This is a genomic window from Microbacterium sp. P03 (assembly GCF_043556235.1).
GTDB lineage: Bacteria > Actinomycetota > Actinomycetes > Actinomycetales > Microbacteriaceae > Microbacterium.
Genome location: NZ_JBIGIM010000001.1, coordinates 1,320,162 through 1,338,436, shown reverse-complemented (window position 1 = coordinate 1,338,436; position 18,275 = coordinate 1,320,162). Strand labels below are relative to the sequence as shown.

18 protein-coding genes and 4 tRNA genes are annotated in these 18,275 nt (G+C 68.2%); 18 read left to right on the top strand and 4 right to left on the bottom strand.

Going from position 1 to position 18,275, the window contains the following annotated elements:
- Positions 1–17: 17 nt before the first annotated feature.
- On the bottom strand, positions 18–920 hold the full coding sequence (locus tag ACFXOO_RS06500; protein WP_378839594.1) for a sulfurtransferase: 903 nt from the start codon (positions 918–920) through the stop codon (positions 18–20).
- A gap of 131 nt (positions 921–1,051) precedes the next feature.
- Here ACFXOO_RS06500 and zapE point away from each other — a divergent pair, with 131 nt between their 5' ends.
- The 4 genes from zapE to ACFXOO_RS06480 all read left to right on the top strand — a co-directional run bounded on the left by zapE (position 1,052) and on the right by ACFXOO_RS06480 (position 5,391).
- On the top strand, positions 1,052–2,086 hold the full coding sequence (zapE, locus tag ACFXOO_RS06495; protein ID WP_378850478.1) for a cell division protein ZapE: 1,035 nt from the start codon (positions 1,052–1,054) through the stop codon (positions 2,084–2,086).
- A gap of 168 nt (positions 2,087–2,254) precedes the next feature.
- Positions 2,255–3,523, top strand: coding sequence for an ammonium transporter (locus ACFXOO_RS06490; RefSeq protein ID WP_378839589.1), 1,269 nt, complete (start codon positions 2,255–2,257; stop codon positions 3,521–3,523).
- 97 nt (positions 3,524–3,620) lie between these two features.
- Entirely contained in the window at positions 3,621–4,169 is a 549-nt protein-coding gene (locus ACFXOO_RS06485) for a type II toxin-antitoxin system PemK/MazF family toxin (protein WP_394563067.1), read from the top strand.
- Between the two features lie 130 nt (positions 4,170–4,299).
- Positions 4,300–5,391, top strand: coding sequence for a hypothetical protein (locus tag ACFXOO_RS06480; protein ID WP_378839585.1), 1,092 nt, complete (start codon positions 4,300–4,302; stop codon positions 5,389–5,391).
- Positions 5,392–5,431: 40 nt separating this feature from the next.
- Here ACFXOO_RS06480 and ACFXOO_RS06475 read toward each other — a convergent pair.
- A tRNA-Val gene (locus tag ACFXOO_RS06475) sits at positions 5,432–5,504 on the bottom strand.
- A 151-nt stretch (positions 5,505–5,655) separates the two neighbouring features.
- Here ACFXOO_RS06475 and ACFXOO_RS06470 point away from each other — a divergent pair.
- The 6 genes from ACFXOO_RS06470 (at position 5,656) to ACFXOO_RS06445 (ending at position 10,146) form a co-directional block, all read left to right on the top strand.
- Positions 5,656–5,727: transfer RNA gene (locus tag ACFXOO_RS06470), tRNA-Gly, on the top strand.
- A gap of 50 nt (positions 5,728–5,777) precedes the next feature.
- Positions 5,778–5,851: transfer RNA gene (locus ACFXOO_RS06465), tRNA-Cys, on the top strand.
- Between the two features lie 25 nt (positions 5,852–5,876).
- Positions 5,877–5,951, top strand: a tRNA-Val gene (locus ACFXOO_RS06460).
- A gap of 171 nt (positions 5,952–6,122) precedes the next feature.
- Entirely contained in the window at positions 6,123–7,424 is a 1,302-nt protein-coding gene (locus ACFXOO_RS06455) for a low temperature requirement protein A (protein WP_378839583.1), read from the top strand.
- A 221-nt stretch (positions 7,425–7,645) separates the two neighbouring features.
- The gene (gene thrS, locus ACFXOO_RS06450) at positions 7,646–9,574 is read left to right on the top strand and encodes a threonine--tRNA ligase (protein ID WP_378839854.1); all 1,929 of its coding nucleotides are present in this window, start codon (positions 7,646–7,648) and stop codon (positions 9,572–9,574) included.
- Positions 9,574–10,146 (top strand): HIT family protein, encoded by a 573-nt coding sequence (locus ACFXOO_RS06445; protein ID WP_378839581.1) that lies wholly within the window; start codon positions 9,574–9,576, stop codon positions 10,144–10,146. The genes thrS and ACFXOO_RS06445 overlap by 1 nt, the downstream gene beginning before the upstream one ends.
- 6 nt (positions 10,147–10,152) lie before the next feature.
- On the opposite strand, the gene pdxY is transcribed toward ACFXOO_RS06445, so the two are convergent.
- On the bottom strand, positions 10,153–11,004 hold the full coding sequence (gene pdxY / locus ACFXOO_RS06440; RefSeq protein ID WP_378839579.1) for a pyridoxal kinase PdxY: 852 nt from the start codon (positions 11,002–11,004) through the stop codon (positions 10,153–10,155).
- 41 nt (positions 11,005–11,045) lie between these two features.
- Between pdxY and pdxS the strand changes: the two genes are divergently transcribed.
- From pdxS to ACFXOO_RS06425, 3 genes are read left to right on the top strand one after another with little or no spacing between them, the layout of a single operon-like run.
- Positions 11,046–11,939 (top strand): pyridoxal 5'-phosphate synthase lyase subunit PdxS, encoded by an 894-nt coding sequence (pdxS, locus tag ACFXOO_RS06435; RefSeq protein WP_378839577.1) that lies wholly within the window; start codon positions 11,046–11,048, stop codon positions 11,937–11,939.
- An 11-nt stretch (positions 11,940–11,950) separates the two neighbouring features.
- On the top strand, positions 11,951–12,568 hold the full coding sequence (gene pdxT / locus ACFXOO_RS06430) for a pyridoxal 5'-phosphate synthase glutaminase subunit PdxT (RefSeq protein ID WP_378850523.1): 618 nt from the start codon (positions 11,951–11,953) through the stop codon (positions 12,566–12,568).
- 4 nt (positions 12,569–12,572) lie between these two features.
- On the top strand, positions 12,573–13,106 hold the full coding sequence (locus tag ACFXOO_RS06425) for a DUF1697 domain-containing protein (RefSeq protein ID WP_378850526.1): 534 nt from the start codon (positions 12,573–12,575) through the stop codon (positions 13,104–13,106).
- Here the strand turns inward: ACFXOO_RS06425 and ACFXOO_RS06420 are convergent.
- Positions 13,090–14,472, bottom strand: coding sequence for a pyridoxal phosphate-dependent decarboxylase family protein (locus ACFXOO_RS06420; RefSeq protein WP_394563066.1), 1,383 nt, complete (start codon positions 14,470–14,472; stop codon positions 13,090–13,092). The two genes, ACFXOO_RS06425 and ACFXOO_RS06420, sit on opposite strands and share 17 nt — an antisense overlap.
- 115 nt (positions 14,473–14,587) lie before the next feature.
- On the opposite strand from ACFXOO_RS06420, the gene ACFXOO_RS06415 reads away from it, so the two are divergent.
- The 5 genes from ACFXOO_RS06415 (at position 14,588) to yajC (ending at position 18,236) form a co-directional block, all read left to right on the top strand.
- On the top strand, positions 14,588–15,346 hold the full coding sequence (locus tag ACFXOO_RS06415; protein WP_378839566.1) for a YebC/PmpR family DNA-binding transcriptional regulator: 759 nt from the start codon (positions 14,588–14,590) through the stop codon (positions 15,344–15,346).
- A gap of 96 nt (positions 15,347–15,442) precedes the next feature.
- On the top strand, positions 15,443–16,009 hold the full coding sequence (gene ruvC / locus ACFXOO_RS06410; RefSeq protein ID WP_378839564.1) for a crossover junction endodeoxyribonuclease RuvC: 567 nt from the start codon (positions 15,443–15,445) through the stop codon (positions 16,007–16,009).
- 45 nt (positions 16,010–16,054) lie between these two features.
- Positions 16,055–16,675, top strand: coding sequence for a Holliday junction branch migration protein RuvA (gene ruvA, locus ACFXOO_RS06405; protein WP_378850532.1), 621 nt, complete (start codon positions 16,055–16,057; stop codon positions 16,673–16,675).
- The gene (ruvB, locus tag ACFXOO_RS06400) at positions 16,668–17,699 is read left to right on the top strand and encodes a Holliday junction branch migration DNA helicase RuvB (protein WP_378839558.1); all 1,032 of its coding nucleotides are present in this window, start codon (positions 16,668–16,670) and stop codon (positions 17,697–17,699) included. Before ruvA ends, ruvB begins: the two co-directional genes overlap by 8 nt.
- A gap of 81 nt (positions 17,700–17,780) precedes the next feature.
- Complete coding sequence (yajC, locus tag ACFXOO_RS06395) at positions 17,781–18,236, top strand: preprotein translocase subunit YajC (protein WP_378839556.1); 456 nt, start codon at positions 17,781–17,783, stop codon at positions 18,234–18,236.
- Positions 18,237–18,275 lie beyond the last annotated feature (39 nt).

Here is an 18,275-nt window from a genome sequence, read left to right as displayed (position 1 = left end):
CGCGGCATCCGTGATCCTCAGCGAGCGGGGATCTCGCCCGGCTCCGCGCCGACGGCGATGGGGACGCGCACCGCGCTGCCCCACTCGGTCCAGGAGCCGTCGTAGTTGCGGACGTCCTCGAAGCCGAGCAGATGCTGCAGCACGAACCATGTGTGGCTCGACCGCTCGCCGATCCGGCAGTAGGCGACCACCTGGTCACCGGGCTTCAGCCCCGCCCCGTCGAGGTAGACGGCCTCGAGTTCGGCGCGGGACTTGAACCCTCCGTCTTCGGCGACGGCCTTGCCCCAGGGCACGCTCCGCGCGGAGGGGATGTGCCCGGCTCGGAGGGCGCCTTCTTCGGGATATGCGGGTGCCGATGTGCGCTCGCCGGAGTACTCCTCGGGGGAGCGCACATCGATCAGCGGACTGCCGAGGTGCGCGAGCACATCGTCCTTGTAGGCGCGCAGCTTCGCGTCGTCCCGCTCGACGACCGGATAGTCGGTGGACTCGCGGGTCGTGGCATCCGTCGTCAGCGGCCGCCCCTCGGCGATCCACTTGTCTCTGCCGCCGTCCAGGAGGCGCACGTCCTCGTGGCCGAAGAGGGAGAAGACCCACAGGGCGTAGGCGGCCCACCAGTTGTTCTTGTCGCCGTAGATGACGATCGTGTCGTCCCGGCTGATGCCCTTCCTGCTGAGGAGCGCCGCGAAGCCGTCGCCGTCGAGGTAGTCGCGCACGACGGGGTCGTTCAGCTCGGTGTGCCAATCGACCTTGACGGCACCGGGGATGTGGCCTGTCTCGTAGAGGAGGACGTCCTCGTCGGATTCGACGACGACGAGACCGGGGAGGTCGAGGCGCTCCTGCAGCCAATCGCCGGTCACGAGCCTGCCCGGTTCGGAGTACTCGGCGAACTTGGGTGATGAGGTGTCGTGCTCGACGGTCATGGTGCTCCTCGGAGGGGCCCGCGGGATCGGGGGCGATGGCGGCGACGGCGTAGGGTTGACACCGTCTCCTCGACCCTAGATTCCGTCGACGGGGTACGCGCCCGTTCCGTAAGAATGTGACACAGGATTCCATGACCTCAACGTCTGCCCGCACGGGGATCATCCACATCGGCGATCAGACACCGCTCGTGTCGGGCGACGAGATGGTCGCGGCCCTCGTTCCGCCGCCGCAGTTCGACGGGGCCACGTTCGATTCCTATCGCACCGATCCGGCGTACCCGTCCCAGGTGGAGGCGAAGGACAAGCTGATCGCGTTCGCCGCCGGAGGGGCGCCCGCCGAGCGCGGCGGGCTGTTCCGGCGGGCGAAGAAGGCCCCCGACGTCAAACCCGGCGTCTACCTCGACGGTGGTTTCGGCGTGGGCAAGACCCACCTGCTCGCCGCGATCTACCACGCCATGCCGGCACGGCGGAAGTACTTCGGATCGTTCATCGAGTACACCGCTCTGGTCGGCGCGATGGGCTACCAGAAGACCGTCGCCCTCTTCCAGGGCTCGGATCTGCTGTGCATCGACGAGTTCGAACTCGACGATCCGGGTGACACGATGGTCATGACCCGGCTGCTCGGGGAGCTGGTGGCCACGGGCACCCGGCTGGCCGCGACATCCAACACGCCTCCGAACGCACTCGGCGAAGGCCGTTTCGCCGCCCAGGACTTCCTGCGCGAGATCCATGCGATGAGCGCCAGTTTCGAGACCATCCGGATCGACGGGACCGACTATCGGCAGCGCGCGCTCGACGGGCACGCGCTCGTGCTCACCGAGACCGACTACGAGCAGGCGGTGGCGGATGCCGCGGCCGGCGCTCTCGTGTCGGACGACTCGTTCACGACCCTGGTGGATCACCTCGCCCGCGTGCACCCCAGTCGCTACATCCGACTCATCGACGGGCTTTCCGTGATCGGCATCCGCGGGGTCGAACAGCTCGAAGATCAGTCCTCGGCGTTGCGTCTGGTCGCCTTCATCGATCGCGCGTACGACGCACAGATCCCGATCCGCGCTACGGGGCTGTCGCTGGACCAGGTCTTCGGCGATGAGATGCTTGCCGGCGGCTACCGGAAGAAGTACCTTCGGGCCATCTCACGGCTCATCGCCCTCACGAACGAATGACGGCGATTGCGCGGCTCTGCCACGGCTCCGCGAAACCTGATGTTTACGTGGCGGCACCCGGCGTAACGGGACGGTAACAAGGCACCGACGGTCGCGGAAACCCGCTGAAAGCAGACTGGGGGCACCCGACGCGTTTTCCTGCGTCCCTGCAGAGAGGTTCCACCTGAGATGGATCAAGGCAACACCGCATTCATCCTGCTAGCCGCGGCGCTCGTGCTGCTCATGACCCCCGGCCTGGCATTCTTCTACGGCGGCCTGGTCAAGGCGAAGAGCGTCATCAGCATGATGATGATGAGCTTCGGCGCGATCGGTCTGATCGGCGTCCTCTGGGTCGTCTACGGCTACGCGATCGCCTTCCCCTCGGCTGACGGCCTCGGCGCACCCTGGTCGATCGACTGGAGCGCCATCGGGCTCGAAAGCCTTCTCGAGACGCCGGAGGGCGCCGCGTACCCGCCGCTGGCCTTCGTCGCGTTCCAGGCGACCTTCGCGATCATCACCGTCGCGCTGGTGTCGGGCGCCATCGCCGACCGTGCCAAGTTCGGCTCGTGGATGATCTTCGCGGCCGTGTGGGCGACCGTCGTGTACTTCCCGGTGGCGAGCTGGGTCTTCAACTTCGGCCTCGCCGACGACGGCAGCTTCGCCTACGGCGGATGGATCACCTATGGCCTCCAGGAGTGGATCGGGGTGGGTGCGATCGACTTCGCCGGCGGTACCGCGGTGCACATCAACGCCGGTGCGGCAGCGCTCGCGCTCGCGCTCGTTCTCGGAAAGCGCGTCGGTTTCCAGAAGGGCATCGCCGTCCCGCACAACCCGCCGTTCGTCCTGCTGGGCGCGGGCCTCCTGTGGTTCGGCTGGTTCGGGTTCAACGCCGGCTCCGAGCTTGCTGCGGACAACACGGCCGCGATTGCGTTCGTGAACACCATCGCCGCTCCCGCTGCGGCGCTGCTGGCATGGCTGCTCGTCGAGAAGCTCAAGGACGGCAAGCCCACCTCGGTCGGCGCTGCGTCCGGCGCCGTCGCCGGTCTGGTCGCCATCACGCCCGCGTGCGGGTCGCTCACGCCGATCTGGGCGATCGTGCTCGGAGTCGTCGCCGGCGCGGTGTGCGCACTCGCGGTGGAGCTGAAGTGGAAGCTCGGTTTCGACGACTCGCTCGACGTCGTGGGCATCCACCTCGTCGGTGGCCTCATCGGCACCCTGTACCTCGGCTTCTTCGCCAACGGCACCGGCCTGTTCCTCGGCGGCGATGCCCGCCAGCTGCTCGTGCAGGCCATCGCGGCCTTCTCGGTGCTGATCTACTCGTTCGTCCTCGCCTTCGCCATCGGCTGGGTCATCGAGAAGACCATCGGGTTCCGCGTCAAGAACGAAGACGAGATCGCCGGGATCGACACCGTCGTCCACGGCGAGGAGGGCTACGTCCTCAGCGACGCGCGCTCCTGACACCTCGTATGACGATGGGCGCCGTGGACTCTCCGCGGCGCCCATCGGCGGTTCCGAGGATCGTCGCGCACGGGGGCGCGATCGATAGGGTGACGGAATGACCCACCCCGTGCGCTCCTTCCTCTCGCGTCTGTTCGGCACGGCACCTGCGAAGCGAGCGGATGCTGCGCCCGCGGGCGCACGCAGGTCCTCGGGCCCCGGACGGCCTCCGGTGCCCGCGGACACCGCACAGGCGCTCGCGACGCGAGAGGTCGTCCCGCCGGCGAAGACGGGTCTGCGCATCTCCTACGCCCCGTCCCGGGACGGCCAGCCCGACGCAGGCGAGGTCATCTGGACGTGGGTGCCGTACGACGAGAACGACGGCCGTGGCAAGGACCGTCCGGTCCTCGTCATCGGACGTCAATCGGCCGACCGGGTATACGCCGTCCGGCTCACGAGCAAGCCGCACGAGGCCGACCGCGATTTCCTCTCGATCGGCACGGGGTCGTGGGACAGCCAGGGGAGGCCCTCATGGGTCGACGTCGAACAGGTCTACAGCGTGCACACCGGGGGTATGCGGCGCGAGGCATCCGCTCTTGATCTCGAGCGGTTCATGCACGTGGCCGATGCTCTGCACAGGCGGTACGGCTGGGCGGTCGGCACCTGAGCGGTGTCCACTGAACGGCCTACATACCGCAGGGTGAGCCGATCAGTAAGTTGGAGAGACAGCCTCACGCCCATCGACACTTCGCGTCATCGGTCCCCAGGGTGCCTCGTCCCCATCAGAAAGCTGTCGCATGAAGCACGCCGTCCGATCTCGCACCGTCGCGCTGCTCGCCGCCTGTCTCCTCCTCGTGGGGATGCTCGTCGCACACGCCTCGCCTGCGCGCGCCGCTTCTGTGGCACCGTCCGCCCAAGCGAACGCCAGGGCGATGCTCGACAGCGGGCGGCTGAGTTTCGGCACGTCGTCGGCGCAGTCGCAGATCCAGGCCTACGCCAATGGGTACGAATACACCAACCCGCGCACGAATCGTGCCTGCAACATCAACGACGTCCTCCTCGACGCGTTGAAGCGGGTCGTGGTCGACCAGAGCTTCTCGATCAGGATCGTCTCGTTGAACAGATGGTGCGAAGGCAGCGAGCCGACGGCCTGGTGGCAGTTCCACATCGTCAACGGCGGCGGACACGCGGTGGACATCATCCGCGTGAACGGCGTGGCCTCCACCGGCGCCACGCGCCAGGACGTCGCGTTCGTGCGCTCATTGACGAGCGTGCTGCCGACCCCCGCCGGTGTGGGGCAGCTGAACTGCGGACAGAACCTGACCGTTCCTTCGGGCTGGACGAGGTTCAACGACTCCTGCGACCACCTGCACGTCGAGTATCGCGGAGCCGATGTCGAACCCTCGACCGCCCCGGCCTCGCCGATCCCGGTCTACCGGTTCTGGAGTCCGGTCTACCAGGGTCACTTCTATACGGCCGACGCCGCAGAGCGCGACAATGTGGCCGCGCGATGGCCCGACATCTGGTCCTATGAGGGTCAGCGGTACACGGCGTTCCGGAAGCAGGCGCCCGGAACCGTGGCGCTCTACCGGTTCTGGAGCGCGCAGTACAACGGGCACTTCTTCACCGCGGATGCCGGCGAGCGGGATCGGGTGATCAGCACCTGGCCCGATGTGTGGAGCTATGAAGGCGTGGCGTACTTCGTGTACCCGGCGACCTCGACGCAACCCGGGACGGTGCCGGTCGCCCGCTTCTGGAGTCCGACGGCGCGGCACCATTTCTACACCGCGAGCGCCGCGGAGAGGGATCGGGTCATCGCGCTCTGGCCGAACTTCTGGTCGTACGAGGGCGACAACTTCCGAGTACCCGCGGAAGGTGTGGCGCCGTGATGGTCTGAAGCGACCACCTGACGGCGTGGGGGGGTGAGGGTGGGCGATGCCGGACTCGAACCGACGACCTCTTCCGTGTGAAGGAAGCGCGCTACCAACTGCGCCAATCGCCCCGCTGGCCCTGGGGCCGATTGATCATGTTACCGGATGCCGGCGCCCGCCGAGAACCGCATCCGCGGGTGACACGCGGGGTCCAGCCTGGTTTGGAACCGGGCTGAGGATCAGGTAAAGTCATGCGAGTGCCCGGAACGATCCGGGTGCGATGCGGATGTGGCGCAGTGGTAGCGCATAACCTTGCCAAGGTTAGGGTCGCGAGTTCGAATCTCGTCATCCGCTCGAGTGCAGGACTCCCTTTCCGGGGAGCCTGGCATGTGGGGAAACCCTGTGGTGGCGTGGCCGAGCGGCTAGGCACCGGCCTGCAAAGCCGTTTACACGGGTTCGAATCCCGTCGCCACCTCCACTCTCCAACTGAACAGCCTGAAGAGGCGCGATTGGCGCAGCGGTAGCGCGCTTCCCTGACACGGAAGAGGTCACTGGTTCGATCCCAGTATCGCGCACCACGAAAAACCCCGGCTCGCCGGGGTTTTTTCTTGCCCGAGGCGGCTCGCTCGATGTCGCTGAGGTCGGACGAAGGCTCATCTGCGGATGGACGGATGCGCCCGACGGTGGCGCACACCACGGTGCCCAGGATGCGAGGATGTCGGCAATCGCGCATCACACCAGGAGGCACTGTGGCAGGGCACGAAGTCGACGGTCACCCGGGGGCGGCCGAGCGAATGGGCTATTACCGGCACGCCCTCACGCGCATGCGCGGACGTTCGACGGCGGGCTCCCATCGCCCCGCGACGCCGCTCGAGCTGCTCTTCGACTTGACGTTCGTCGCGGCCTTCGGCGTCGCCGGGAACGAATTCGCCCACGCGATCGCCGAGGGGCACTGGCAATCGGGCTTGGTGGCGTTCATGTTCGCGATGGGCTCCATCGTGTGGGCGTGGATCAACTTCTCCTGGTTCGCTTCGGCCTTCGACACCGATGACTGGCTGTTCCGCGTGGTGACGATGGTGCAGATGACCGGGGTCATCGTCCTGGCGATCGGCATCCCCGCCCTCTTCGCCTCGATCGAAGAGGGACAGGCGATCGACAATCGCGTCGTGGTGGCGGGCTATGTCGTGATGCGTGTCGCCATGGTGGCGCAGTGGCTGCGCGTCGCAGCGAGCGATCCGGTCTACCGGTCGGCCGCGCTGACGTACGCGGTGTTCGTCTCCGTCGCTCAGGTCGGGTGGATCGCCGTCGCGATCCTTCCGTTCGATCTGCTTCAGGCATCCTTCGCCGCGATCCTCCTGTGGTCGATCGAACTGCTCGGCCCCGTCGTCGCCGAACGGCGCGGTGTGCGCAGCGGCGGCGGGTCGACCCCGTGGCATCCGCTCCACATCGCCGAACGGTACTCGCTGCTCACGATCGTCGCCCTCGGCGAGACCGTGCTGGGTACGCTCGCCGCCGCACAGGGCATTTCGGCGGCGGAGGGGTGGGGCGTTTCCACCGTCGTCATCATCGGAGCCGGCGTCGCGCTGTCGTTCGCCTTGTGGTGGCTCTATTTCCTGGTCCCTGCCGGGCCCGTACTCGCGCTCCGCCGCGACCGGGCGTTCCCGTGGGGCTACGGTCACATCCTGGTCTTCGCGTCCATCGCCGCGGTCGGGACCGGCCTGCACGTGATCGGCTACGTCTACGACGAGCACTATCACGTGTCGACGATGACCGCGGTCGTGGCGATCGCCGTCCCCGTCCTGATCTTCCTCGTCGCAATCCTCCTGCTTCACGCCTGGCTCTTGTCCTCGCTGCCGCGCACAGCTGGTCTGCAGTTCATCACCCTGCTGCTGCCGGCGGCAGCGATCGGCGCGGCCGCGCTCGGCGTGGATCTGTGGGCGTGCGTCCTGCTCGTGCTCGCTGCTCCCGTCGTGCTGATCCTGGCGTACGAGGGCGGAGCGTGGCGGATGCTGCAGACGCAGCTGGATTCTGTCCTCGGCGATCACCGCTGAGGTGCGGCGGCGGACTCGGCGCGGCATCCGTCGTCACCGTAGACTGGGCGCATGGACCAGTCGCAGCGCGTCCTGTCGACCCCGACGACGCGAACTCCGACCGCTTGAGCGGGCGGGGCGCCGCGCGCGCCCGATGCTGAGTGACCGCGTTCCCCCTTCTTCTGGAGAGATCTCTCGTGTCTGACGGCTTTTCACTGTTCACCGATCGTTCCGTCGTGGCCATGCGCGTCAACGGCGAACTGACCGACCTCGCGTCCGAGGTGACCGAAGCCGACACCGTCGAGCCGGTGACGATCGACAGCCCCGACGGGCTGAACATCCTGCGGCACTCTGCGGCCCATGTGCTCGCCCAGGCGGTGCAGCGCATCAATCCGCAGGCGAACCTCGGTATCGGCCCGCCCATCACCGACGGCTTCTACTACGACTTCGGTGTGGATGTGCCGTTCACTCCCGAGGACGTGAAGGCCGTCGACAAGGAGATGCAGCGGATCATCCGCGAGGGCCAGCGCTTCGTCCGTCGGGTGGTCAGCGAGGACGAAGCACGCACCGAGCTCGCCGCCGAGCCGTTCAAGCTCGAGCTGATCGGGCTGAAAGGACCAGGAGCCGACGCCACCGAAGGCGCCTCGGTCGAGGTGGGAGCGGGCGAGCTCACGATCTACGACAACGTCAACCGCGACGGAGAGACGGTCTGGAAGGACCTGTGCCGCGGCCCGCACCTGCCGAACACGCGCATGATCGGCAACGGCTGGGACCTCACCCGTGTGGCTGCCGCGTACTGGCGCGGGAGCGAGAAGAACCCTCAGCTGCAGCGCATCTACGGAACGGCCTGGCCCACGAAGGACGAGCTGCGCGCCCACCAGGAGCGCCTCGCCGAAGCGGCGCGTCGCGACCACCGGAAGCTCGGCGCGGAGCTCGATCTCTTCTCGTTCCCCGACGAGATCGGTCCGGGGCTCGCGGTCTTCCACCCCAAGGGGGGGATGATCCGCTACGAGATCGAGCGCTACATGCGCGAGCGGCTCCTCGCGAACGGGTACGAGATGGTCAACTCGCCGCACATCACCAAAGCCGACCTGTTCATGACGAGCGGTCACCTGCAGTGGTACGCCGACGGCATGTACCCGCCGATGCAGCTCGACGAGGTCGTGGACGCCGACGGCAACGTGTCGCGCCAGGGGCAGGAGTACTACCTCAAGCCGATGAACTGCCCGTTCCACAACCTGATCTTCCGGTCACGCGGTCGCAGCTACCGCGAGCTTCCGCTGCGGCTCGCCGAGTTCGGGACGGTGTACCGCTACGAGAAGAGCGGCACCCTGTCGGGTCTGACCCGCGTCCGCGGTATGACCCAGGACGATGCGCACATCTATGTCGCGCAGGATCAGGTGCGCGAAGAGCTCACCCGCAACCTGGAGTTCGTGCTGCAGGTGCTGCGCGATTACGGACTCGACGACTTCTACCTCGAGCTCTCCACCAAGGAGGAGGGCAACCCGAAGTTCCTGGGGTCCGACGATCTGTGGGCGGATGCGACCGAGACGTTGCGCCAGGTGGCCGAGGCATCCGGTCTCGAACTCGTTCCCGACCCCGGTGGGGCGGCGTTCTACGGGCCCAAGATCTCGGTGCAGGCGCGCGACGCCATCGGCCGGACGTGGCAGATGTCGACGATCCAGCTCGATTTCAACCAGCCGGAGCGGTTCGAACTCGAGTACACCGGGCCCGACGGCGCGAAGCATCGTCCGGTCATGATCCATCGCGCACTCTTCGGCTCGATCGAGAGGTTCTTCGCGATCCTGCTCGAGCACTACGCCGGGGCGTTCCCGATCTGGCTCTCACCGCTGCAGGTCATCGGCATCCCGGTGGCCGAGCAGTACGTGGATTACCTCGACGACATCATCCACCGCCTGCGAGCCGGCGGTGTGCGCGCCGAGGTCGATCACAGCGACGACCGGATGCAGAAGAAGATCCGCACCCACACGACACAGAAGGTCCCCCTCCAGCTCATCGTGGGGGAGCAGGACAGGGACGGCGGCACGGTCTCGTTCCGGTTCCGCGACGGGACGCAGACGAACGGTGTGCCCGTCGACGACGCCATCCGCCGGATCACAGACGCCATCTCGGGCCGGGTCCTCGTCAACACCGCGGCGGACTTCGAGTGATGACGGCTCCCGCCGACGACGCAGCGCACCACGACGGCGACGTGCCGTCGGCGGCTGCATCAGGTCTGGTCGGCGTGCCCGACGAGTTCCAGCGACTGTGGACGCCGCACCGGATGGTCTACATCCAGGCGGGTCCTGAACCGCTCCGCGAGACCTGCCCCTTCTGTGCGGCGCCGGATCTCCCCGATGAGCAGGGGCTGATCGTCGCGCGGGGGAAGACGAGCTACGCGCTGCTCAACCTGTTCCCCTACAACTCCGGTCACCTGCTGGTGTGCCCCTACCGCCATATCGGGCTCTACGACGAGGCGAGCGAGGAGGAGGTCGCCGAGATCGGCGCGATGACGCAGACCGCGATGCGGGTGTTGCGTGCCGTGTCACGATGCGACGGCTTCAACATCGGCATGAATCAGGGCGCGGTCGCGGGAGCCGGTGTCGACGCGCACCTTCACCAGCATGTCGTGCCCCGGTGGTCGTCGGACGCCAACTTCTTCCCGATCATCGCCAAGACCAAAGCGCTGCCACAGCTGCTCGGCGAGGTGCGCGAGACGATCGCTGCGGCCTGGCCGGCGTGAGGACGCTCAGCGCACCTGGGTGACCCCGAACTGCATGCGCGGATGGGCATAGAACTCCTGCGCCTCCACCAACTGGAGTTCCCGCTCTCCCGAGCGGTGGGTGTGCTCGAGAAGATCGAACACGCTGGACACGGTACGGGCGAGCGCGTCGGCGGCATCGCCGGTGCGCCCGAGATGCGCGGTGAACAGAGCGGCCGTGACGTCGCCCGAGCCGTTCGCCTTCATGGGCAGGAGCGGAGTCTGCACGATCCAGGCGCCGGCGTCGTCGACGACCAGCATCTCGATCGTGTCCGCCGGCCGATCCGGCCGCTCGACACTCGTGACGAGCACGGTTCGAGGGCCCATCGCGCGGGCGAGCTCGACCGACTCCAGCGTCGACTCGAGCGTGTCGGGGTCGGTGCGGGTCAGGTATCCCAGCTCGAACTGGTTCGGCGTGATGATGTCGGCCGCCGGCACCACGCGCTCGCGCAGCAGCTCGGGGATCGCCGGTGCCACGAAGCATCCGGACTTCGCGTTGCCCATCACGGGGTCGCACGCGTACACGGCCGACGGGTTGGCCGCCTTCACGCGCGCGACCGCATCGAGGATGACGTCCCCGATGCCCTCGCCGCCCTGATAGCCCGACAGCACGGCGTCGATTTCGGGGAAGACACCGCGCTCCTCGATGCCGGTGATGACGTCGCGGACGTCGTCGGGAGCGATGAGGGGGCCGCGCCACTGCCCGTACCCGGTGTGGTTGGAGAAATTCACCGTATTGACGGGGAGCACCTCCACGCCGATGCGCTGAAGGGGGAACACCGCGGCTGAATTGCCGACGTGGCCGTATGCCACGGCCGACTGGATGGAGAGGATCTTCACCCATCGATCTTCCCACCGGCGGGCGGGCTACGATTCTCGTCATGCCCGAAACTCCCCAGACAGGATCGAGCCGCGTCAAGCGCGGTCTCGCCGAGATGCTCAAGGGCGGCGTCATCATGGACGTCGTCACGGCCGACCAGGCCAGGATCGCCGAAGACGCCGGTGCTGTCGCCGTGATGGCGCTCGAGCGCGTACCGGCCGACATCCGCGCCGAGGGCGGCGTGTCGCGCATGAGCGACCCCGACATGATCGACGGCATCATCGCGGCCGTGTCGATTCCGGTGATGGCGAAGGCCCGCATCGGTCACTTCGTCGAAGCGCAGGTCCTGCAGGAGCTGGGCGTCGACTACATCGACGAATCCGAAGTGCTCTCGCCTGCCGACTACGTCAACCACATCGACAAGTGGGGCTTCACGGTGCCCTTCGTCTGCGGCGCGACGAACCTCGGCGAGGCCCTGCGTCGTATCAACGAGGGCGCCGCGATGATCCGTTCCAAGGGCGAGGCCGGTACCGGCGACGTCTCCGAGGCGACCAAGCACATCCGCAAGATCAAAAGCGAGATCAACGTCCTCCGGTCGATGACGAAGGACGAGCTCTACGTGGCCGCGAAGGAGCTCCAGGCCCCGTATGACCTCGTCGTCGAGGTCGCCGAGACCGGGTCTCTGCCCGTCGTGCTCTTCGTCGCCGGCGGCGTGGCGACACCGGCGGATGCCGCGATGATGATGCAGCTCGGCGCCGACGGGGTCTTCGTCGGCTCGGGCATCTTCAAGTCGGGCAATCCGGCGCAGCGCGCGGCGGCGATCGTGAAGGCCACCACCTTCTTCGACGATGCGAAGATCGTCGCAGATGTCTCGCGGGGACTGGGCGAGGCGATGGTGGGGATCAACGTCAAGGACCTGCCCGCGCCGCACCGTCTGTCCGAGCGCGGCTGGTAGAGCAGCGACGCGTGGCCTCCGCCGCCCGCGTGGGCGTGCTCGCTCTGCAGGGCGACGTCCGCGAGCACGCCCGTGTGCTCACCGAGCTCGGCGCCGAGGTTTCCCTCGTCCGCCGCCCCGGAGAACTGGCCGCTGTCGACGGGCTCGTGCTGCCGGGCGGCGAATCCAGCGTGATCGACAAGCTCTCGCGAGCCTTCGGCATGCGCGAGCCGGTCCGAGAGGCCATCGCCGGGGGCATGCCCGTGTTCGGCACCTGCGCGGGGCTGATCCTGCTCGCTGACGCCATCACGGACGGCATCGCCGGGCAGCAGACGTTCGGCGGACTTGACGTGACGGTGCGCAGGAACGCCTTCGGCAGCCAGATCGACTCCTTCGAGACCGATCTCGACGTCCCCGTGCTCGGATCGCCGGCCGTGCACGCCGCATTCATCCGGGCTCCGCTCGTGGACCGGGTGGGGGACGGCGTCGAATCCCTGGCGCACCTCGACGACGGCCGGGTGGTCGCCGTCCGGTCCGGGGCGATCATGGGTACGTCCTTCCACCCCGAGATGACGGGGGAGCGTCGTTTCCACCGGCTGTTCCTCGAGCAGGTCTTCGATCCTCGAGGCGCACGACGCGCACTACCGTGAGGGCATGACGACCTGGGTGGCGCTTCTGCGCGGAGTGAACGTCGGCGGCATCACGGTCCGCAGCGCCGACCTGGCCACGATGCTGCGCGGCCTGGGCCTCGCCGAGGTGAAGACCTTCCTGGCGAGCGGCAACGCGAGATTCGAGACGGATGCCGCGGCATCCGCCCGCTCGCAGCTCAAGGCGAGCATCGAAAGGGCTTTGCGCGACCGCTTCAGGTACGAGGCGTGGATCATTATCGTCACGAAAGTGGAGCTCGAGGCGGCCATCGCCGGATTCCCGTTCGACGCGCAGGATCCGACCCGCCACCCCTATGTCATCTTCTGCTCCGAGCAGACAGTGCAGGACGAGATCACGGAAGCCGCGGCGTCCGCTGATCCCGCCGTCGACCCCGTCGGTTCGGGCGACGGCGTCCTCTACTGGCACCCCGTGAAGGGGACCACCGTCGACACGCCGTTCTCGCGGATCCTCGCCCGCAGCCGCTACAAGGCGACGACGACCAATCGGAACCTGCGCACGCTGATCAAGATCGTGGAGTGATCTCGCCGGTCAGTCGGGCGATGGCGCCGATGGTCAGGGCGATGTCGGCGTCGGTGGTCGCCCACGACGACATCGAGCAGCGGAGCACCGCCCGACCCCGCCACTCGGCGCCGGTCAGCGCCGCCGTGCCGTCGGCGAGGATCGCCGCGCCGAGGGCGCGGGTCGCCGCGTCGTCGGCGAGATGGAAGAGCACCTGGGTGTAGGGCGGGTCATCCACCACCGTCACGCCCGGCACGTCGCGAAGCCGCGCGGCCAGGAGCCGCGCGTTCGCGTGCAGGCGGTCGACGAGATCCCCCACCCCTCGGCGCCCGAGGCTGCGCAGCGCCGCCCACGTCGGCACGCCCCGCCCGCGCCGGGAGAGCTCGGGCGTCACGTCCCACGGATCGAGGCTCGCGTACATCAGGTAGTCCCCGCCCGTGCGGAACATGGCGATGGAGTCGGCGGGATCGCGGACGATCGCCATCCCGCAGTCGTAGGGCACGTTGAGGGTCTTGTGGGCGTCGGTCGTCCAGGAATCCGCCTCGCCGACACCCGCCGTGAGCGACTGCAGCCCGGGCGACGCCGCCGCCCACAACCCGAACGCGCCGTCGACGTGCACCCACGCACCGTGGCGGCGGGCGATCGGTATCAGCTCGGCGAAGTCGTCGAAGGCGCCGGTGTGCACCTCACCCGCCTGCAGGCAGACGATCGTAGGGATCTCCGGGCCGTCTGCGAGCGCCGCCGCCAGGGCCTTCGGGATCATCCGCCCCTGATCGTCGGAGGCGACGGTGACGAGTTCGTCGGCGCCGACCCCGCAGAAACGTGCCGCTCGGTCGATCGATCCGTGGCGATCCGCCCCCACGACGAGCTGCACGCGCGGCGCGCCCCGCAGCCCCTGCCGCACGAGATCCCACCCCGCCCGGCGCAGCACTGCGTGCTGCGCGACGGCGAGACACACGAAGTTCGACATCTGCGCCCCCGTGACGAAGCCCACGGAGGCCTGCGCCGGCAATCCGAGGAGGTCGCAGATCCACTGTCCGGCGACCCTCTCCACCGCCACGGTCGCCGTGGTCATCGAGCTCGAGCCCGCGTTCTGGTCCCAGGCCGAGACCAGCCAGTCCGCTCCCAGCGCTGCGGGAAGCGTGCCGCCGATCACGAACCCGAAGAACCGCGGCCCGGGGATGGCCACGAGGCCGGGGTCGGCGCGCTCGGCGAGCTCGGCGACCACGGTGGCGGCATCCTGCCCCTGCTCCGGGAGCGGCCCTCCGAAGACTTTGAGCATGTCGTCCAGGGACGCGCGAGGCCACACCGGCCGGGTGCTCAGCGAATCCAGGAAGTCGGTGGCGCCGCGGTGGGCGGCAGACAGGGCGCGTTCTCTTTCATCCATACCCAGGAGTGTTCTCCGCCCCCCTCGGTGATACAAGGCACCGCCTGCGGGTCGCGCCGCCGATTCGGGGAGAGGCCACGGGTAGACTCGACGATGGTCTTTCGAGAGGAGCGCTGTGAGCGGTCATTCCAAGTGGGCGACGACGAAGCACAAGAAGGCGGTCATCGACTCCCGCCGCGCGAAGTCGTTCGCCAAACTCATCAAGAACATCGAGGTCGCGGCCAAGATGGGCGGCGCCGACCTCTCCGGCAACCCCACGCTCGTCGACGCGATCCAGAAGGCCAAGAAGACCTCGGTCCCCAACGACAACATCGATCGCGCCGTCAAACGCGGCGCGGGGCTCAGCGGTGAGTCCGTCGACTACGCCACGATCCTCTATGAAGGCTACGGGCCCAACGGCGTCGCACTGCTGATCGAGTGCCTCACCGACAACAAGAACCGGGCGGCCGCAGAAGTCCGCACGGCGATGACCCGCAACGGCGGCACCATGGCCGACCCCGGCAGCGTCGCGTACAACTTCCACCGCAAGGGAGTCATCGTCGTGGGCGGCGAAGGCACCACCGAAGACGACGTGATGCTCGCCGTGCTGGACGCCGGCGCGGAGGAGGTCGCCGATCACGCGGACGGCTTCGAGGTCATCACCGAAGCGCAGGACGTCGTCAAAGTGCGCTCGGCGCTGCAGGACGCCGGAATAGATTACGAATCAGCGGACGTCGAGTTCGTGCCCACCCTGAAGGTGGAGATCGACGCCGACACCGCACGGAAGGTCTTTCGGCTGATCGACGCCCTCGAAGACAGCGACGACGTGCAGAACGTCTTCAGCAACTTCGATCTGACCGCCGATGTGCAGGCGGAGCTCGAGAACGACGAGTAGCCGGCACGCTGCGGCCCGCGCGTCACCAAGGTCGTGCCGCTGCCGGGTGCGGTGCGCCTGAAGCGTCGCCGCCCGTGCGGGACGTAGCGTGGGGACGTGGCATCCGCTCCTCTCCGCGTCCTCGGCATCGACCCCGGGCTGACGCGGTGCGGCGTGGGCGTGGTCGACGTCGCTCGAGACAGATCGGCGACGCTCGTCCACGTGGGCGTGGTCCGGTCGGCACCGGGCGATCCGATCGAGGTGCGTCTCGCCGCCATCGCACGCGGTATCCGTGCGGTGCTCGACGAGCACCGGCCGGCCGTCGTCGCCGTCGAGCGGGTGTTCGCGCAGCAGAACCGCCATAGCGTGATGGGCACCGCGCAAGCCAGCGGCATCGCCCTGCTGCTCGCCGGCGAACGCGGTCTACCGGCCGCCCTCCACACCCCGACCGAGGTCAAGGCCGCGATCACCGGGTACGGGTCGGCGGACAAGCGGCAGGTGCAGGCCATGGTCGCCCGGGTGCTGCGGCTCGAGGAGCTGCCGCAGCCCGCGGACGCCGCCGACGCCCTCGCCATCGCGCTGTGCCACGCGTGGCGTGGCGGACCCGTCGCAGCCGATCGATCCGCGGCGCTGACCCCGGCGCAGCGCGCATGGGCGGACGCCGAGCGGCTCAGTCGGCGGTGAGCGTGTCGCTCGAACAAATATCCGAGCTGAACATAGGCTGAGGGCATGATCTCCTCGCTGCGCGGCCGTGCCGCCCACGTCGAACCGGAGTCGATCATCATCGAGATCGGGGGAGTCGGCCTTGCTGTCGCCGTGACGTCGCAGGTGGCCCATGCGACGCATGTCGGCGACGATGTGCACCTGCACACCCATCTGATCGTGCGGGAGGACGCGCTCTCCCTCTTCGGCTTCGGATCGCGCGACGAGCTCGTCGTCTTCACGCAGCTGCTGGGAGTGACCGGAGTCGGCCCGAAGTCGGCGCTGGGAGTGCTCTCCTCCCTGACGGTGACCCAGATCGCCGAGGCCGTCGACGCCGACGACGACGCACCGTTCCGCAGGGTGTCGGGGATCGGCCCCAAGACGGCGAAGCTGATCGCCGTGCAGTTGGCCGGCAAGCTCGTCCCCGCGCGGACCGCGACGACAGACCGGCCGGATGCCGCGCCCGCGCTCACCGCGCAAGTCACTCAGGCCCTCATCGGCCTCGGCTGGTCCGAGCGGATCGCCGCGGAGGCCGTGGTCGGAGTCCTCGAGGAGGCCACGGCGATCGAGCGCACCTCCGTGCCGACCGTGCTGCGGCTGACGCTCGCGGTGCTCGGCCCTGCTCGCAAGGAGCCCGCGCGTGGATGACCTGAGAGACCTCGACGACGCCCGTGACGACACCGAGCTCGCGATCGAGGGCGCGCTGCGCCCGACGTCGTTGGCGGAATTCGTCGGCCAGCAGAAGGTGCGGGGTCAGCTGCAGCTGCTGCTGGATGCGGCGCGCATCCAGCAGCGTTCTCCTGACCACATCCTCCTCTCCGGCCCGCCCGGGCTCGGCAAGACCACCCTTGCGATGATCGTCGCGCACGAGAGCGGTCGGCCCCTGCGCATGTCGAGCGGTCCGGCGATCCAGCACGCCGGCGACCTCGCCGCGCTGCTGTCCAGCCTCACGCCCGGCGAGGTGCTGTTCATCGATGAGATCCACCGCATGGCGCGTTCCGCGGAAGAGATGCTCTACCTCGCCATGGAGGACTTCCGCATCGACATCATGGTGGGCAAGGGAGCCGGTGCCACGAGCATCCCTCTCGACCTGGCGCCGTTCACGCTGGTGGGCGCGACGACGCGATCGGGGCTGCTCCCCAATCCCCTCCGCGATCGGTTCGGGTTCACCGCGCACCTGGAGTACTACGATCCGGCCGAACTCGAGCGCGTGATCGATCGATCGGCTCAGATGCTGGGCGTGGACCTGCCCCACCCTTCGCGTGCGGAGATCGCCCGCCGCTCGCGCGGAACACCTCGGATCGCCAACCGTCTGCTGAGGCGGGTGCGGGACTTCCTCATCGTGCACGGCCCGGCCGACGGCGTGGGGGATCTCGCGACGGTCGATGCCGCGCTCGACCTGTACGACGTCGACGTCATCGGCCTCGACAGGCTCGACCGCGCGGTTCTCGACGCCGTGGTACGGCGCTTCCGCGGGGGTCCCGTGGGCCTGAACACGCTGGCCGTGACGGTCGGCGAGGAGTCCGAGACGATCGAGTCGGTGGTCGAGCCGTACCTGGTGCGCATCGGGTTCCTCGGACGCACGCCCCGCGGACGTGTCGCGACCCCGGAGGCCTACGCCCACCTGGGCGTCACCCACCCCGAGGGTGCGCTCAGACTCGATGACCTATAATCGCTGAAGGCTTTCGCCTCACCTCCCTACTTATCGGCAGCGCCGCCCGGTGCGCCGCACTCGAAAGGTGCACCCACCTCCATGGACTTCCTAGCCAACTACGGCCTCATCATCCTTCTGGTCGTGCTCCTGGCCTTCATGTTCTGGAGCTCGCGTCGACGCATGCAGAAGCAGAAGGTCGAGCAGGAGGCCAAGGCTCGTCAGACCGTACCCGGTGCGGAGGTGCTCCTGCAGGGTGGCCTCTACGGCACCATCGTCGAGTTCGACCCCGACAACCTCGACCAGCCGGCCGTCATCGAGATCGCGCCCGGCGTCGAGATCAAGGTGCACAGCCAGGCGATCCTGCGCGTCGTCAACCCCACCGAGGGCTTCGTGACCGAAGACGACTTCATCGAGGCGGAGGTCAGCGAGGCCGGATACATCGCCGGCGTCGCCGACGGCGAGATCACCTCGCTCAGTGACGACCAGCGCATCGCCGCAGCCGACAAGGCGGAGAAGCCGGTCGACCCCGACGCAGACACCAAGCCCCGCGCCTGATTCCCCGCCCTTCGGGGCGACCGAGAAAGCTGACCTTCC

Coding starts and splice junctions, on each gene's coding strand:
- ACFXOO_RS06500 (WP_378839594.1), bottom strand. CDS start 920: ATGACCGTCGAGCACGACACCTCATCACCCAAGTTCGCCGAGTACTCC.
- zapE (WP_378850478.1), top strand. CDS start 1,052: ATGACCTCAACGTCTGCCCGCACGGGGATCATCCACATCGGCGATCAG.
- ACFXOO_RS06490 (WP_378839589.1), top strand. CDS start 2,255: ATGGATCAAGGCAACACCGCATTCATCCTGCTAGCCGCGGCGCTCGTG.
- ACFXOO_RS06485 (WP_394563067.1), top strand. CDS start 3,621: ATGACCCACCCCGTGCGCTCCTTCCTCTCGCGTCTGTTCGGCACGGCA.
- ACFXOO_RS06480 (WP_378839585.1), top strand. CDS start 4,300: ATGAAGCACGCCGTCCGATCTCGCACCGTCGCGCTGCTCGCCGCCTGT.
- thrS (WP_378839854.1), top strand. CDS start 7,646: ATGCGCGTCAACGGCGAACTGACCGACCTCGCGTCCGAGGTGACCGAA.
- ACFXOO_RS06445 (WP_378839581.1), top strand. CDS start 9,574: ATGACGGCTCCCGCCGACGACGCAGCGCACCACGACGGCGACGTGCCG.
- pdxS (WP_378839577.1), top strand. CDS start 11,046: ATGCCCGAAACTCCCCAGACAGGATCGAGCCGCGTCAAGCGCGGTCTC.
- ACFXOO_RS06425 (WP_378850526.1), top strand. CDS start 12,573: ATGACGACCTGGGTGGCGCTTCTGCGCGGAGTGAACGTCGGCGGCATC.
- ACFXOO_RS06420 (WP_394563066.1), bottom strand. CDS start 14,472: ATGGATGAAAGAGAACGCGCCCTGTCTGCCGCCCACCGCGGCGCCACC.
- ruvA (WP_378850532.1), top strand. CDS start 16,055: ATGATCTCCTCGCTGCGCGGCCGTGCCGCCCACGTCGAACCGGAGTCG.
- yajC (WP_378839556.1), top strand. CDS start 17,781: ATGGACTTCCTAGCCAACTACGGCCTCATCATCCTTCTGGTCGTGCTC.